Genomic DNA, 15,765 nt, shown 5'->3' on the forward strand with positions numbered 1-15,765 from the left:
CCATGCCCGACCTGTCTGTGGCCATGCCGAATGGCCGCAACGGTACCCCTGTGCAACCTTTTCCTTCTGGAGGGACATCATGAAACGTGCAGCATCACGCTACGCCACCAAGATCTGTCTCGCATTGGCCGCTTGTATCGGCATGGCCTCCTTGCCTGTGCATGCAAGCGAGCTGCAGCCGGGTGTCCATACCGGGACGCTGCAGGGCGCCCTTTACCGCATCGATATCCCGGCAAACTGGAATGGCGACCTGGTCATGCTGATGCACGGCTACCAGCCCGTGGGTGCCCCCATAAAGACGCCGATGACAGCCGCCGATGCCACGCCCGACTTTCTCAAGGAAGGCTATGCCGTTGCCCAGAGCCAGTACGCATCGCAAGGCTGGGCGGTAGGTGATGCCATCGTCGACAATGAACACCTCCGCCAATATTTCGTTCGTACCTTCGCCCATCCTGCCCACACCTATATCTACGGCTTCTCGTTGGGCGGCTTGGAGGTGGCGGCGAGCATCGAGCGTTACCCACACACCTACACGGGCGCGATGATCACGTGCGGCCTGACCGTCTCGACACCGGAATTCATGGCGCGTGGCGTGCTCACTCCCTTGGTGGCGTTCGATGCCTTGATTCCCGGCGTCCTGCCGGATCTGGCAGCGCCCGATTCACCGTCCTTCATCCCCGAGGATATTTTCGCCAAGGCGCTGCAAGCACACCCGAAGGAGGCCGCCTTGTTGAAAAAGCGTCTGCAGGAAGCGCCAGGAACGCAGCTGCCGCTCTCGCTCTATTACATGGCGTTTCGCGAATTCGAGCGGCGTGCCGGTGGCATGCCGGTGGACAACCGCAAGACGATTTATCACGGGTTCGGCGACGATGCCGCTTTCAACCGCCAGGTGCATCGCTATGCCGGCTCACCCGCCGCGATGACCTATGCCCGGCGCAACGTCACCCTGACCGGCCGCATCGACATACCGTTGGTGATGCAATGGAATCCCTCCGATCCCACCGTCCCTGCGCGGTTTCATGACATCTATCCGGACCAGGTCCGTGCGGCAGGCAACGGCAAGTGGCTGACTGTCCTGGCTCCGACTGGCAGTGGCCACTGCAACTTCACCGATGTACAAACCACTGCGGCGTTCGACACGCTCGTGCACAAGGCAAACGCTGGTAGTCATTGACACCTCTGACACTTGTGGCCAGCACCAGCAGGGCATTCTCAGCGCCTGCCGGATTCGATGTTCGATCCAACCGGAATCCGCACCCGAATTCTCAGCGCCCTTTCTGCGTCTTCCACGCAGTCACGCGCTGGCGAATGTATGCCTCGTAGTCATCCTCGCTGCGCAGCGACGTACGATCAGGTTTGGTCGCGGCGACCGGCAAAGCTGCTGCCAGATCGGCGTACACCTCCTGCAGATGCGAAGGCTTGCCGGCGGCGGGATTCGTCCCGCTGGAAACGGGCACGACGACTCCGGCGAGTGGATCGTCGGTGCGCGCCGCCGCCAGCGTGAGCACGCCGCCGACATCTAGCGCTGCCGCGTCGCGCGCGGTCAGCGCCGGCAGGCTCCAGCGCAGCTCGATCGTCTTGAGGATGGACGTGTGATCGAACGGCATCGCGCCAGTCGCCACACGGAACACCGTGCCCGCCGCGATCAGCGGCGAAACCAGCAGCGTGGGCACGCGCGGCCCGAAGCGCTTGAAGTCGAAACCGAACTCGCCCGCCGTGGCATCCGGCGGTACGGCATTGGTCGGCGGCGACACATGGTCGTAGCAGCCGCCGTGCTCGTCGTACGTGACGATCAGCAGTGTCTCGTTCCAGGCCGGCCCGTTGCGCAACGCGTAGTAGACGTCGTGGATCAGCTGCTCGCCCAGCGCGACGTCGTAGTTGGGGTGCTGGCTGTTGCCGCTCGATCCCCAGCTGGGTTCGAGGAAGGTATACGCGGCCAGTTGGCCCTGCTTTGCCTCCGCCTGGAAATCGGTGAACTCGCCGAAATGCGCATCCGCCGCGCTCGCCGTGTCGCTGAAGGTCAGCCGGGTCAGCGGGTCGGCGTCGTAGCCGTAGATCATCCAGTCGATATTGTTCTGCGAGAGCAGGCCGTAGATCGTCGGCGCGGTGAACGACTTGGTCTTGTCGTCCATGTGGCCCTGCGAAGTCGCCGCATGGACGAAGGAGCGGTTGGGCAGGGTCTCGGTGGGCGCCGAGCCGAACCAGTGGTCGCACACGGCAAAGCCGCGGGCCAGCGCTGACAGCACCGGCAGGGTCGCAGGCGTGTGCATCGCCATGATGTCGGTGGCGACGGTGCCCGGGTAGATCGATTCCTTTTCCCTGATCTCCGTCGCCAGGGTGGCGGCGAAGTCGTTGACGAAACCGGCGTTGGTCGCCACCGGCGGCACGGGTGGCGTGTTGCTGCCGAACAACTGCGCGTTCGTCGCCACGTAGCCCTCGCCGGGATCGGCGCCGGGCAGGAAGTAGGTGTTCGCCTGGCCGGGTTGGATCTGCGCTACCGCGACGCTGCTGCCGCTCGCGCCGTCGGGGTTCGACTCCTTGCCGGTCAGGCCCTCGAACGGCTGTCCGGCGGGCGAGACGTTATCCGCGTCGGCGTAGAGGAAGCCGAGCATGTGGTCGAACGAACGGTTCTCCAGCATCAGCACCACGATATGGCTGATCGCGGCCAGCCCGTTCGCGACCGGTCCGGACGTGCCCGGCTGCGGGTTCCGGGTCGGATTCCCGTTGCCGCCGTTTCCGCGTTTCGCATGAGTGCCCATGGCCGTCTCCTCGAAGCTGCGTCCCGTCGAGCATAGGCACGCCTCGATTAACCACGGTACAAGCGCATCGCGACATTCCCGTGTCCGCTCCCGGACCGCTGGCGCAGCCGTGGGGGCCTCTCATGACCATTCGTCATTAGCGGCCACCGAACCTATAATGACCGTACCGTTTCACGCTACGCCCGGAGTCACCATGCTCACCACCGAATTCCCCGGCTGTCGCCAGCTGATCGCCGCCATCGACACCGCCGTCGCCCAGGGCAGCACGCCTGCGATCACCGACAGCCTGCGCAACAGCTTGTGCCGGCTGATCCGCGGCAATGAAATCCAGTTGCCCGAATGCGTGCTGGAAACCGCCGAAGGCCGCTACGCGCGGCGCGAGCTGTACCGCAGTGATGACCACGGCTACTGCGTGGTGGCGATGACCTGGGGCCCCGGCCAGGGCACGCCGATCCACGACCATGCCGGCATGTGGTGCGTCGAAGGCGTGTGGCGCGGTGCGCTGGACGTGGTGCAGTACGAGCGCCTCAGCGACACCGACGGCCACTGCCACTTCCAGCCCGTGGGCTCGGTGCAGGCCGGCCCCGGCTCCGCCGGCAGCCTGATCCCGCCGCACGAGTACCACACCATCCGCAACCCCAGCGACCAGGACATCGCGGTCAGCCTGCACATCTACTCCGGCAACATGACCCACTGCGCGGTGTTCCAGCCGCTGGCCGGCGACGACGGCTACGAATGCTGCGACCGCCAGCTGGGCCTCGACCCGGTGCACTGATCACGGCATAATGCGCAGCTCACGTGCCGGTGTGGCGGAATGGTAGACGCGGCGGACTCAAAATCCGCTTCTGGCGACAGAGTGGAGGTTCGAGTCCTCTCACCGGTACCACGCGAGAAATCGAATAGCTGCATTGACGAGAGCCGCCATCGAGCGGCTTTTGTTTTGCTTCGCACCCGGGCGTCACGCATCGAACGGTCGCTTGCCCAGCGTCTCGGCCACGTGATCCACGAAACAGGTGATCCGCGCGGCCAGCGCGGTGTTGCGGTAGTAGACCGCATTGATCGATTGGCGCACGTCCAGCGTCTGCCGCGGAAAGAGCTGCACCAGCTTGCCGCCACGGCGGTCCTCGCGCGTCATGAAGTCCGAAAGACAGACGATGCCCAGGCCCGCCAGGGCCATGTGGCGCAGCGTTTCGCCGCTGGAGGAGGCCAGCGCCGGCCGGATGCGCAGGACGTTGCCGTCCGCGTCGCGCAGCGGCCAGTCGTTCAAGGTTTCGGGCTGGGTGAAGCCCAGCAGCGTGTGCCGGTCGAGCTGAGCCGGCCTGGTCGGCGTGCCATGGCGCCTTAGGTAGGCAGGGCTGGCCAGTACCCGCACGCGGCTGGTGCCCACGGGGCGGGCATGCAGGCTGGAATCCTTGAGCACGCCGATGCGGAAGGCCACGTCGGTGTGCTTCTGGATCAGGTCGATGATGCCCTCGTTGGAATTCAGCTCCAGCTCCACCTCGGGATAGCGGGCGCGGAAACTGGCCAGCAACGGCACCAGCACGTGCAGCATGAAGGGCGTGGCCGCATCGACGCGCAGCCGCCCGGCCGGGCGCATCCGTCGCGCCGCCATATGTTCCTCGGCCTCGTCCACCGAGGCCAGGATCGCGCGCGCATGCTGCAGGAAACCGGCGCCCTCCTCGGTCAGCTCCAGCCGCCGCGTGGTACGGCGCAGCAGGGTGGTCTGCAGCTTTTCCTCCAGCCGGCCCAGCGTGCGGCTGGTGGCCGAGATCGTCAGCCCCAGCCGTTCCGAGGCGGCGGTGATCGAGCCCGTGTCCACGATGGCCACGAAGGCCTGCAGTTCGTCCAGGGTCGTTTTCATTATTGAATCCAGGTCAAATGAATTTGGCAGATACCTGACTTAATCCGCAAATATTAACCGGGCACACTGCGCGGCATGAAATCCCCACGCCTAGCCCTGCTCTCCCTCGCTGTCGGCGCGTTCGCCATCGGCACCACCGAATTCACCCCGATGGGCCTGCTGCCCGTGATCGCCGACGGCGTCCACGTGAGCATTCCCCGCGCGGGCATGCTGGTCTCCGCCTATGCAGTGGGCGTCATGCTCGGCGCGCCGGTGATGACGCTGCTGTTCAGCCGCTTCGGCAAGCGCGCGGCGCTGATGTCGCTGATGCTCGTCTTCACCCTCGGCAACCTGCTGTCGGCATTCGCGCCCAGCTATGCGACCCTGCTGCTGTCGCGCCTCATCACCAGCCTGAACCATGGCGCCTTCTTCGGCATCGGTGCGGTGGTGGCGGCCAGCGTGGTGCCCAGGGAAAAGCAGGCCAGCGCGATCGCCGCCATGTTCATGGGCCTGACCGTGGCCAACGTCGGCGGCGTGCCGGCGGCGACCTGGGTCGGGCAGCAGGTGGGCTGGCGCCTTGCGTTCGGCGGCACGGCCCTGCTCGGCCTGCTCACCATCGCTTCGTTGTGGCTGGTACTGCCCAAGGGCGAACCCGGCACGCGCCCCGACGTGCGCCGCGAGCTGGCGGTGCTGACGCGCCCGGAGGTGCTGCTGGCCATGGGTACCACCGTGCTCGGTGCGGGTGCCATGTTTGCGCTCTACACCTACGTGGCGCCGGTGCTCGCCGCCATCACGCACGCCAGCCCGGGCTTCGTGGCCTTCGCGCTGGTGCTGATCGGCATCGGTTTCACGCTGGGCAACAGCCTGGGCGGCCGCCTGGCCGACTGGTCGCTGGATGGCGCGGCCAAGCTCATCCTCGCGTCGCTCGCATTCATCATGCTCGTGCTGCCGCTGGTGCTGACCACCCATGTGGGCGCGGCGATCGGGCTGGTGGTCTGGGGCGCCGCGTCCTTCGGCATCGTGCCGCCGGTGCAGATGCGCGTGATGCAGGCTGCGGAGCAGGCACCGGGGCTGGCGTCGTCCGTCAACATCGGCGCGTTCAATCTCGGCAACGCGGTCGGCGCCGCGCTGGGCGGAGCCGTCATCAGCCAGGGGCTGGGTTATTCGGCGGTGCTCTGGGCCGGCGCGGCGCTCGCCGCCGGCGGCTTCGGCCTGGTCTGGCTGGGCCACAGCCATGCCCGCCGCCGCGTGCCGCTGCCCTCTTCTTCCGTCTGAGCCAAGGAAACCTCGATGAACACCATCCCCTCTTTCGGCGTCGGCACGTTCCGCCTGACCGGCCAGACCGTGATCGACTCGCTGCGCAACGCGCTGGACGTGGGCTATCGCGCCATCGACACGGCGCAGATCTACGGCAACGAGGCCGAAGTCGGCCAGGCGATCGCCGAGAGCGGCGTGAAGCGCTCCGAGCTGTTCGTGACCACCAAGATCTGGACCGACAACTACGCACGGGCCAAGCTGGTACCCAGCCTGCGCGAGAGCCTGGCGAAGCTGCGCACCGACCAGGTGGACCTGACCCTGATCCACTGGCCCGCACCGGGCAACGGCGTGGCGCTGCCCGAATACATGGAAGCGCTGGCCGAGGCCAAGGCGCTGGGCCTGACCCGCCGTATCGGCATTTCCAACTTCAACATCGAGCTGACGGAGCAGGCCGTGGCCGTGGTCGGCAAGGGCGAGATCGCCACCAACCAGATCGAGCTGAGCCCCTACCTGCAGAACCGTACGCTGACCGCCTTCCTCGAGGAGCAAGGCATTGCCGTGACCTCGTACATGACCCTGGCCTACGGCAAGGTGCTGCAGGATCCGGTGCTGGCGAGGATCGCGGACAAGCACCGGGCCACCGCGGCGCAGGTGGCGCTGGCCTGGGCACTGCAACTGGGTTATGCGGTGATTCCGTCCTCGACCCGGCGCGAGAACCTGGCCAGCAACCTGCTCGCCCGCGACCTGAAGCTCGATGCCGACGACATGGCGCAGATCGCCGCGCTGGAGCGCAACGGCCGCGAAGTCAGCCCAGCGGGTTTGTCGCCGGCATGGGATTGACGGGACGCTGAAGCCGATCCATGCACTCCTTTCTGCAGCGGGTTTCCGGCCAGGCAGGAGCATGCGGGATACGCGCCATGGCGATGTACGCAAAGCCCCCGAAGCCCGCATGACTGCGGGCTTCTTCATATCGGAGGCCGCCTCCCGCCAAGCCTCTGGCACGACCGGAACTCATCGTGCAGCCCACTCCCGGGCATTTTCCGCGCATGTTGCGTCACGACTTGACACCGGTGTCAACAACGTTTCAAGCTGATGGCGAATCCATTGCGGGGGAGCGCGCTGGACGTGGCAATCGACCATCCGGATCGACAGGCGGGGATACCGACGACGCCGTTTCTGGCCGCCGACATCGGCGGCACGCACGCACGCGTCGCGCTGGTGCGCTCAGCGCACCACGGGATCGAGACGCTCGCCTATCGCAAGTTCGTGTGCGCGGAGTTCACCACGCTGTCGGCGCTGCTGCGCGCCTTCGTCGATGCCGACGCGCAGGTGCCGCTGCGGCACTGCGTGCTGGCTTGCGCGGGGCAGCTGATGGGCGACGAGGTGGTGAACGACAACCTCGCCTGGCCCATCCACCTGTCGCAGTTGCGCGAAGCGCTGGCGCTGGATGATGTTGCCGTGCTCAACGATTTCGAGGCGCTGGGCCATGCACTGGATGGCGCGCTGGCCCACGAGGGCCGCCACCTCTGCGGGCCGCGCACGCGCGGCGTTGGCCCGACCCTGGTGATCGGCCCCGGCACCGGCCTCGGCGCCGCCGTCCACGTCCCCGGCCCGGCAGGCGGCTTCGTGCTGACGACGGAGGCCGGGCAGATGGACTACGCGCCGAACTCGGTGCGCGAGCGTGCGATCCTCGCGCAGCTCGCCCCGGATGGCGGCTACGTGGAGTTCGAGCGCATCGTCTCCGGCCCCGGCCTGCTGACCGCCTACCAGGCCCTGTGCGCCTTGCAGGGGGAAACGCCGGAACACGCCACGCCGCAGGCCGTCACCCTCGCAGCCGCTGCCGGCAACGATGCGCGCGCAACGGAAGCCGTGGAGGTTTTCTGTGCGTCGCTGGGCAGCCTGGTCGGCAACCTCGCGCTGGCGTTCATGGCGACCGGCGGCGTGTACCTGGCCGGCGGCTTCCTGTCCTCCATGTTCGCGCTGCTCGAGCGCAGTGCTTTCGAAGAACGTTTCCTGCACGGGCGCAGCGCACGCGCGCTGCTCGCGCAGGTGCCGGTGTGGGTGACGGAACACGGCCACCATGGCGTGCTGGGCGCGGCGCGCTGGTATCTGCGGCGCGGCGTGCCGGGCGGGGTCATCGCAAGCGGGCTGGTCGCATGAGCCGCGTCGCGCCATCCCGGCTTTTCCGCTGCATGGCCGTGGCCTGGCTGGCGACGGCGGGCGGCGCGGCCGCTGCGTCCGACACGCCCGCCTGGTCGCTGATGCCGCAGCCGGCAAGCATGCAGCCGGCAGCCTCCGGCTCGTTCGACGTCGCGGACGGCGCCGAGGTCGTGGTGTATGGCGCCGGGCTGCAATCCATCGCGGATCGTTTCGTGCAAAGGGTCGCCGACACCGGCGGATTGCATCTGCGCATGGCCACGGCGGCCAGCGCGCATCCGGCGATCACGTTCGAGCTGGACCCGCATGCCGACGTGGTGGGCGACGCCGGCTATCGCATCACGGTGGGCGACCAGGGCATACGGGTCGTCTCGCGCACGCCGCGCGGCGCGTTCTACGGCGGCGTCACCCTGTGGCAACTGCTGACGCCGCCCGGCTGGATGCGTGGCGCGCCGGCCGCGGTGGCCGATGGCGTCATCGACGATCATCCGCGTTTCGCCTGGCGTGCGCTGTTGCTCGACTCCGGACGGCATTTCCAGAGCGTCGCCGACATCGAGAAGCTGATCGACTGGATGTCGCAGGGCAAGCTCGACGTGCTGCTCTGGCACGTGACCGAGGACCAGGGCTGGCGCCTGCAGATTCCAGAATATCCCGAGCTGACGCGCGTCGGCGCATGCCGCAAGGCGGTGGGCCTGGACGCCGAACTGACCGGTTCCGCCGACAAGCCCTATTGCGGCTACTACACCGAGGCCGAGGTGCGCGAGATCGTGCGCTATGCCACCGAACGCTACGTGGACGTGGTGCCGGAAATCGACCTGCCCGGCCATTCGCAGGCGGCCATCGCCGCCTATCCGTGGCTGGGCGTGACCGGCCGGCGTCCGGCCGTGTGGACCGATTGGGGCGTCAGTCCATGGCTGCTCGATCCGAATGAAAAGACCCTGCGCTTCGTCGATGACGTGCTCGACGAGGTGATGCGGCTGTTCCCGTCGAAGTACATCTCGCTGGGCGGCGACGAGGCCGACAAGCAGCAGTGGAACGCATCGCCCGAGGTGCGCGCGCAGATGCACAGTCTGGGCCTGGCGAACATGGACCAACTGCAGGGCTGGTTCATGGGCCGGCTTGCCGACTACCTCGTGCGACACGGGCGCAGGCCGGTGGGCTGGGACGACGAGATCGTCGCCGGCGCGACGCTGCCGGCCACGCAGCTGGTGATGTCGTGGCACGGCGACGACAACGAACGCGTGGCGTTGCAGGCGGCCAGGCAAGGCCACGACGTGGTGATGACGCCGCAGGAATCGCTGTACTTCGACCACTACCAGTCCAGCCTGCCGGACGAGTGGGCCGGCCCGCCGCCCGCGGCGACGCTGCGGCAGGCCTACGACACGGCCATCATCCCGCCCGGCGCGAATGCCGCCGAGGCCCGGCGCATCGTCGGCGTGCAGGCCAGTCTGTGGACCGAGCAGATGCCGACGTTCGCGCACGACCAGCACGCGCTGTTCCCGCGCCTCGCGGCGATGTCGGAACTGGCCTGGTCGCCGGCGGACGCACATGACTGGAACGGTTTCCTGCAGCGCATGCCGGCCGAACTGGCGCGTTGGCGCGCGCTCGGCATCGGCTATGCCGACAGCGCGTTTGCGCCGGCCTTCCAGGTGGCAGCCGGTGCCGATGGCGCGTTCCGCGTCACGCTCTCCACCCAGGCGGGACCCGGGACGATCCGCTACACGACGGATGGCTCCGCACCCGGCATCCACTCCACGCCATACACGCAACCGCTCACGCTCACGGACAGGACGACGCTGCGGGCCGCGGCATTCGCACCGGACGGCTTCGAGCTCGCTGCGCCGCGCACGCAGGTGCTGGACGAGGCCACCTCGCTGAGCCGCGACGGCGGCGCGCTGGCAACCTGCTCCGGCCAACCCGCTTCGCGCCTCGACGGCAGCCGGCCGGCCCAGGGCACGAGGCCGGTCTATGCCGTGGACATCGGCAATGCCTGCTGGCTGTGGCCGCAGGCGCAGTTGTCCGGCATCAGGCATGTCGCCCTGGCCGTGGAGCGCATTGCGTGGCGCTTCGGCGACGAGGCCAGGGACGCCACCGTGCGCCGCAAGGCCAGCGCGGCCGGCGAGTTCGAGATCCATGCCGGTTCCTGCACGGGCCCGCTGCTTGCCAGCCTGCCGCTGGAGCGCGCGGCGCCGGCCAAGGGACAGATCCATCTGGATGCAGACGTTGCGTTGCCGGCGGGAGCCGGCGTCCGCGACTTGTGCATCTACGCCACCGGCGATCCACGCGATGGCCAGTGGGCGTTGGCGCACGTGGCGTTTTCGAAATAAGCGGTACGCGGGCGCACGTCCCGCACAAGTGGCACCGAAGGGAATGACCGTGGCCTGCAGGGCCATGGCCGGGGAGATCGAGAGAGCAGAGAGATTGCATCGCGTCGGCGCACGAAACATGCGGGCGCCGCCGGATCACACGCATTTTGGAGCACCGCGAAGCATCCGAGGTTAGACAGGCACCAACAACTAGAGGTCAAGGCCCATGTCCACCGTACATCGCAAGCATCCCTTGTCGTTCGCCATCACCATGTCGCTGTTCGCCGTCGTGTCGACGTCGGTCGCGGCGTCACCGTTCGCCGACGCCCAGTCGGACGGACAGGCGACGCAGGCCGCCACGGCGCAGACCGCGCCATCGACACCGGCGGCTTCGACGCCCGACGCCAGGAAGGCCAATGGCAAGGACAAGAACAGCGCTGCCGACAAGAACGCAGTCACGCTGTCCACCGTGAACGTCTCCGGCGTGCGCGCGTCGCAGGAGCGCGCGATCGACGTGAAACGCCAGGCGCCGAACATCCAGGACAGCATCACCGCGGAAAACATCGGCGCCCTGCCCGACACCACCATCACCGACTCGCTGCAGCGCGTCACCGGCGTGCAGATCGACCGCGATGCCGGCGTGGGCACGTCGGTCTCCGTGCGCGGCCTGCCGCAGGTCGGCACGATGTTGAACGGCGAGGTGTTCATCACCGCGGACCAGATCGACTCGCAGCAGCCGGACTTCACCATGCTGCCCTCGACGCTGTTCCACGGCGTGGACGTGGTCAAGTCGACCACCGCCAGCGAGACCGACGGCGGCATCAGCGGCGCGGTCGACCTGCACACCTACCGCCCCTGGGACTTGCCCAGCGGCTTCACCTACAGCTACTCCGCCAACGGCGAGCGCGGCAGCACCACCGACCGCTGGGGCCCCGAGGCCAACGGCCTGATCTCGTACAACGACGACGGCAAGTGGGGCCTGCTGGTCTCCGCCGACTTCTCCAACACCACGCGCGAGAACTCCACCGAGGGCCTCGACCAGTACGGCGTGGTGCTGAACGGCGAGAACGCCACCAGCGCGGGCGGCTACGGTGGCTTCCTGACGTCGTGGAACGGCGCGCCGATCCCCTCGCAGATCCACCAGAACGCCGACGGCAGCGTGGACGTCAACGGCGACGGCAAGTCCAACGGCGTGTTCATGGGCAGCCAGAACATCGGCATCTACGACACCGTCACCCAGCGCAAGCGCAAGTCCGCCAACATGTCGTTCCAGGCGGACCTCGGCAACGGCTTCAGCCTGACCAGCGACTTCTTCTACTCGCAGCAGCGCGAGTGGGATACCAACGTCGGCATCCAGTTCAACTCCACCGACTGGCAGGGCGCGACCTACGTGCCGCTGCAGTCGCGCAACACCGGCAGCCCCGCGCTCGGCGCCTACGGCACGCCACAGCCTGGCTGGGAAGGCTCGCAGCTGTACACCACACAGGTGTACGAGAAGTGGCCGGGCGACGTGGAGTCGTTCTCGCAGATCACCCAGAAGAGCTCCAACGCGAAGAACTTCAACCTGCAGCTGGACTACGACAACGGCGGCTCGTTCACCTTCGGCCTGCGCGGCGTGCACGACACGGCGTTCCAGTCGAACGTGGAAACCGACCTCAACATCTCCGACTCCGACGGCGGGCTGTGGCCCAACGTGCTGAGCGACGGCAGCACCACGCCGGGCACCACGATGATCTATCCGTCGCAACTCGGCGGCGACCGCGTGTTCAACGCCAACGGCATACCGCAGAACACCCTGCCGATCATTGCCAACTTCGGCGGACGCTACCTCACCATCAGCATGCCGCAGACGATGATCAACGATTTCGCCAACCCCGCCGGCTGGACGATGAAGACGATCGAATCCTCCGGCGACTACGACCGCCAGGTGAGCCTCAACGCGCTGCGCTTCGACGGCAAGTACGATTTCCAGGACGGCATCCAGCTCGAATTCGGCCTGCGCGACAGCATCCGCAGCGCCAACAACGTCGGCTGGACCCTGGAAACGCCGGTGTATGCCGGCATGGGCGCCACCGATCCGAACGGCTGCCTGGTGCGCTACGTCGGCGCCGACGTGGTGATGAATACCGGTTCGTGCACCGCCGGCAACGCCGAGGGCTACTACCGCGCGGGGCCGTTGTCCGCGATCTCGATGCCGGACACGGCCGCGCCGCTGTCGGGCAACTGGAAGGAATACACCAACCTGCTCGGCTCGGGCATCAACTTCTGGGCGGTCAACCCGAACGCACTGGTCAACCCCATTTCGTACTGGAAGTCGCTCTATCCCGACACCGTCATCGCGGACGATCCCAGCACCACCTGGGGCGTGGGCCTGCGCGAGCTGACCGGCTACATGCAAGGGGATTTCAGCGGCACCATCGGCGACATGCCGTACAGCGGCAACGTCGGCGTGCGCATGATCCACACCGACCTCAACGTGACCCAGCACCTGGTCGGCGCGCCGGGCGCGTACGGCGACGTGTCGCAACCCAACGGCACGGCCATCACCAACCGCAGCTACCAGGACGTGCTGCCCTCGGCCAACTTCTCGCTGGATATCACCGACACCCTGAAGTTCCGCCTCGCCGCTTCCAAGAACATGATGCCGCTGGATCTGAGCCAGTGGTCCGGCGGCCTGCAGTTGAACTACTCGTTGATGGAAACGCCGCAGGGGCCGCTCTATCGCGTCTCCAGCGGGCAGTCCGCGGGCAACCCGAACCTCAACCCGTGGCGCTCCACCAACTACGGCGCGTCGCTGGAGTGGTACATCAACCCCACCAGCATGATGAGCCTCGCGCTGTTCCGCATCGACATGGAGAGCTTCATCGTCAACGGCAACGTGACCAACTGCGGCTACCCGGACGAGGACGGCGTGGTGCGCGACCACTGCATCACGATCCAGGAGCCTGTGCAGGGCAGCGGCAACAGCATCCAGGGCGCGGAATACGACTACCGCCAGGGCTTCACCTTCCTGCCGGGCTTCCTGTCCAAGACCGGTATCGAGGTGAACGCCACCTACGCGCCCAGCAACACGGGCCTGCGGGACCTGTCCGGCGCGAAGATTCCGTTCCAGGACAACTCCACCAAGTCCGGCAACTTCATCGTGTGGTACCAGGACAACCGCTTCGAGGCGCGCCTTGCCTACAACTATCGCTCGCGCCGCGCGGTGGAGCAGGACGTGGGCAACATCACCGGCCTGGAGATGTACGAAGCGCCGCAGAAGTATCTGGACGCATCGGTGTCGTACAAGCTCAACAAGTACGCCACGATCTTCCTCGACGGCACCAACCTCACCAACGAGTACCAGAAGTATTACCTCGTATGGCCCGACCAGGCCGCGCACTCGCAGTACTCCGAGCGCATGGTCATGCTGGGCATACGCGGGCAATGGTGAGCCGGACGGTTCCCCTCGCTGCCCGGATCGTCCTCCCCTCCCCCTCCGGGGGCTTGATTCGGCGTCGAGTCTCAGCGGTGAGCCGATTTGCTCCTCCCCCTGCTTGCAGGGGGGAGGTTGGGAGGGGGTGAAACCTTGCGAAAGACGCTCATGGATTGCCTTCGCAAGCGCTTGACCCCACCCCAGCCCTCCCCTGCACGCAGGGGAGGGAGACAGAACATGGCACGACCGAGACTCGACGCTGATCAGACCTCCGGGGGAGGAGTTTGGGGAGAGGGTCCGGCTGAAGCGCGATACTGAAGTCTCGCGCAAGCCATCGACACTTCGCTCCGCCCGGACCCTCTCCCGCCCTTCGGGCACCCTCTCCCGGAGGGAGAGGGATTCACCGGGACACACACGACAACAAGGCCACCATGCAGGATTCCAGCGCGCCCCAGCCCGTCCGCGGCAACGGCTTCCACCGCTCCATCGGCCTGTTCTCGGGCACCGCGATCAACATGACGCAGATGTGCGGCATCGGGCCGTTCATCACCATCCCCATCATGGTCGCCGCGATGGGCGGCCCGCAGGCGGTGATCGGCTGGATCGCCGGCGCCATCCTCGCGATGGCCGACGGCCTGGTCTGGGCCGAGCTGGGCGCGGCCATGCCCGGCTCCGGCGGCACCTACGTCTACCTGCGCGAAGCGTTCCAGTACCGCACCGGCAAGCTGATGCCGTTCCTGTTCATCTGGACGATGCTGCTGGCGATTCCGTTGCTGATGTCCACCGGCATCATCGGCATGGTGGAGTACCTGGAGTTCTTCTTCCCCGGCCTCGGCTGGTGGCCGGTGCACCTCATCGGCGTGGCGGCGACCGCGCTAGTCACCTGGCTGCTGTATCGGCGCATCGAGTCGGTGCGCGCGATCACCGTCGCGCTGTGGGTGATCATGCTGGTCTCGGTCGTCGGCGTGGCCGCGGCGGGCTTCTCGCATTTCAACGCGGGCTACGCCTTCGCCTGGCCGGCCGGCGCGTTCGGCAGCAAGTTCTTCATGGGACTGGGCGCGGGGCTAGTGATCGGCATCTACGACTACCTCGGCTACAACACCACCGCCTACATCGGCGACGAGCTGCGCAACCCGGGCCGCACGATGCCCGGCTCGATCATCATCTCGGTGATCGCGATGATGTTCGTCTACCTCGCGCTCAACATCAGCGTGCTCGGCGTGGCGCCGTGGCAGGAAATCGCGCAATCGAAATCCGTGGCCTCGCTGGTGGTGGAACGCAGCTGGGGGCATGCGGCCGCAGCGGTGATGACCGTGCTCATCATCGTGACCGCGTTCGCCTCGGTGTTCACCGGCCTGCTGGGCGGTTCGCGCGTGCCGTTCCAGGCGGCGCAGGAGAAGGTGTTCCTGTCCGTGTTCGGGCGCCTGCACGCCAGGCTCGGTTTCCCGCACGTGGCCCTGCTCACGATGGGCGTGGCGACGGCGATCGGCACGTTCTTCGACCTCACCGAAGTCATCAACATGCTGCTGGCCGCGACCATCATCGTGCAGTCGGTGGCGCAGATCGCCGCGCTGGTGGTGTTGCGCAAGCGCCAGCCGCAACTGGAACGACCGTACAAGCAGTGGCTTTACCCCGTGCCATGCGTGATCGCGCTGGCGGGCTGGATCTACGTCTACGTCTCCGCATCCGCCTTGTCGCTGATCCTGTCCGGCGTGTGGATACTCGCCGGGCTGGCAGTGTTCGCGATCTGGGCCAGGGCCAGCCGCTCGTGGCCGTTCGCGCCGGTCGAAATACATGAAGCCTATTCAAGAGCCTGTTCATGATCTCCACATGGCCCGCGTTGCCTTGCATGGGTCGCCAGGTGGTAGCGCGTGGCGCAGCGCCTGACTGGCGGTCAGGTCAAGCCGCGTGCTGCCGCATGGCGGCCACTCGATGGCAACCCGCAGGGCCGGGTCTGTTTGCCCGCATGCCGGCGTCATCACTCGGTCGTGGACGGACGTCCACTCCCCCCTTCTTCCTTGGCCTGCGCGC

10 protein-coding genes and 1 tRNA gene are annotated in these 15,765 nt (G+C 67.0%); 9 read left to right on the forward strand and 2 right to left on the reverse strand.

Annotated elements, in window-relative coordinates:
* The first annotated feature begins 79 nt into the window (after positions 1 to 79).
* On the forward strand, positions 80 to 1,174 hold the full coding sequence (locus IHE47_RS03625) for a hypothetical protein (RefSeq protein WP_192104340.1): 1,095 nt from the start codon (positions 80 to 82) through the stop codon (positions 1,172 to 1,174).
* Between the two features lie 91 nt (positions 1,175 to 1,265).
* Here the strand turns inward: IHE47_RS03625 and IHE47_RS03630 are convergent, their stop codons facing one another.
* Entirely contained in the window at positions 1,266 to 2,759 is a 1,494-nt protein-coding gene (locus tag IHE47_RS03630; protein WP_192104341.1) for an alkaline phosphatase family protein, read from the reverse strand.
* A gap of 193 nt (positions 2,760 to 2,952) precedes the next feature.
* On the opposite strand from IHE47_RS03630, the gene IHE47_RS03635 reads away from it, so the two are divergent.
* Both IHE47_RS03635 and IHE47_RS03640 read left to right on the forward strand, forming a co-directional pair.
* Complete coding sequence (locus IHE47_RS03635; RefSeq protein ID WP_192104343.1) at positions 2,953 to 3,534, forward strand: cysteine dioxygenase family protein; 582 nt, start codon at positions 2,953 to 2,955, stop codon at positions 3,532 to 3,534.
* 25 nt (positions 3,535 to 3,559) lie between these two features.
* Positions 3,560 to 3,645, forward strand: a tRNA-Leu gene (locus IHE47_RS03640).
* A 72-nt stretch (positions 3,646 to 3,717) separates the two neighbouring features.
* On the opposite strand, the gene IHE47_RS03645 is transcribed toward IHE47_RS03640, so the two are convergent.
* Positions 3,718 to 4,620, reverse strand: a complete 903-nt coding sequence (locus tag IHE47_RS03645; RefSeq protein ID WP_192104345.1) for a LysR family transcriptional regulator — start codon at positions 4,618 to 4,620, stop codon at positions 3,718 to 3,720.
* Between the two features lie 75 nt (positions 4,621 to 4,695).
* Here IHE47_RS03645 and IHE47_RS03650 point away from each other — a divergent pair, with 75 nt between their 5' ends.
* The 6 genes from IHE47_RS03650 to IHE47_RS03675 all read left to right on the forward strand — a co-directional run bounded on the left by IHE47_RS03650 (position 4,696) and on the right by IHE47_RS03675 (position 15,557).
* The gene (locus IHE47_RS03650) at positions 4,696 to 5,874 is read left to right on the forward strand and encodes an MFS transporter (protein ID WP_192104346.1); all 1,179 of its coding nucleotides are present in this window, start codon (positions 4,696 to 4,698) and stop codon (positions 5,872 to 5,874) included.
* Positions 5,875 to 5,889: 15 nt separating this feature from the next.
* Positions 5,890 to 6,696, forward strand: a complete 807-nt coding sequence (gene dkgB, locus IHE47_RS03655) for a 2,5-didehydrogluconate reductase DkgB (RefSeq protein WP_192104348.1) — start codon at positions 5,890 to 5,892, stop codon at positions 6,694 to 6,696.
* A gap of 285 nt (positions 6,697 to 6,981) precedes the next feature.
* Positions 6,982 to 8,016 carry a glucokinase gene (locus IHE47_RS03660; protein ID WP_343227428.1) on the forward strand — a complete coding sequence of 345 codons (1,035 nt, stop codon included), beginning with the start codon at positions 6,982 to 6,984 and terminating at the stop codon, positions 8,014 to 8,016.
* Entirely contained in the window at positions 8,013 to 10,340 is a 2,328-nt protein-coding gene (locus tag IHE47_RS03665; RefSeq protein WP_192104352.1) for a family 20 glycosylhydrolase, read from the forward strand. Before IHE47_RS03660 ends, IHE47_RS03665 begins: the two co-directional genes overlap by 4 nt.
* Positions 10,341 to 10,545: 205 nt before the next feature.
* On the forward strand, positions 10,546 to 13,752 hold the full coding sequence (locus IHE47_RS03670) for a TonB-dependent receptor (RefSeq protein ID WP_192104354.1): 3,207 nt from the start codon (positions 10,546 to 10,548) through the stop codon (positions 13,750 to 13,752).
* A gap of 413 nt (positions 13,753 to 14,165) precedes the next feature.
* The gene (locus IHE47_RS03675; RefSeq protein ID WP_192104356.1) at positions 14,166 to 15,557 is read left to right on the forward strand and encodes an amino acid permease; all 1,392 of its coding nucleotides are present in this window, start codon (positions 14,166 to 14,168) and stop codon (positions 15,555 to 15,557) included.
* Positions 15,558 to 15,765 lie beyond the last annotated feature (208 nt).

The sequence above is a fragment of the Rhodanobacter sp. DHB23 genome (assembly GCF_014842975.1).
GTDB lineage: Bacteria > Pseudomonadota > Gammaproteobacteria > Xanthomonadales > Rhodanobacteraceae > Rhodanobacter_A.

Bases quoted from the DNA above. Each gene is read 5' to 3' on its own strand.
- IHE47_RS03635 (WP_192104343.1), top strand. From the start codon at position 2,953: ATGCTCACCACCGAATTCCCCGGCTGTCGCCAGCTGATCGCCGCCATC.
- IHE47_RS03625 (WP_192104340.1), top strand. From the start codon at position 80: ATGAAACGTGCAGCATCACGCTACGCCACCAAGATCTGTCTCGCATTG.
- IHE47_RS03675 (WP_192104356.1), top strand. From the start codon at position 14,166: ATGCAGGATTCCAGCGCGCCCCAGCCCGTCCGCGGCAACGGCTTCCAC.
- IHE47_RS03650 (WP_192104346.1), top strand. From the start codon at position 4,696: ATGAAATCCCCACGCCTAGCCCTGCTCTCCCTCGCTGTCGGCGCGTTC.
- IHE47_RS03665 (WP_192104352.1), top strand. From the start codon at position 8,013: ATGAGCCGCGTCGCGCCATCCCGGCTTTTCCGCTGCATGGCCGTGGCC.
- IHE47_RS03670 (WP_192104354.1), top strand. From the start codon at position 10,546: ATGTCCACCGTACATCGCAAGCATCCCTTGTCGTTCGCCATCACCATG.
- IHE47_RS03645 (WP_192104345.1), bottom strand. From the start codon at position 4,620: ATGAAAACGACCCTGGACGAACTGCAGGCCTTCGTGGCCATCGTGGAC.
- dkgB (WP_192104348.1), top strand. From the start codon at position 5,890: ATGAACACCATCCCCTCTTTCGGCGTCGGCACGTTCCGCCTGACCGGC.
- IHE47_RS03630 (WP_192104341.1), bottom strand. From the start codon at position 2,759: ATGGGCACTCATGCGAAACGCGGAAACGGCGGCAACGGGAATCCGACC.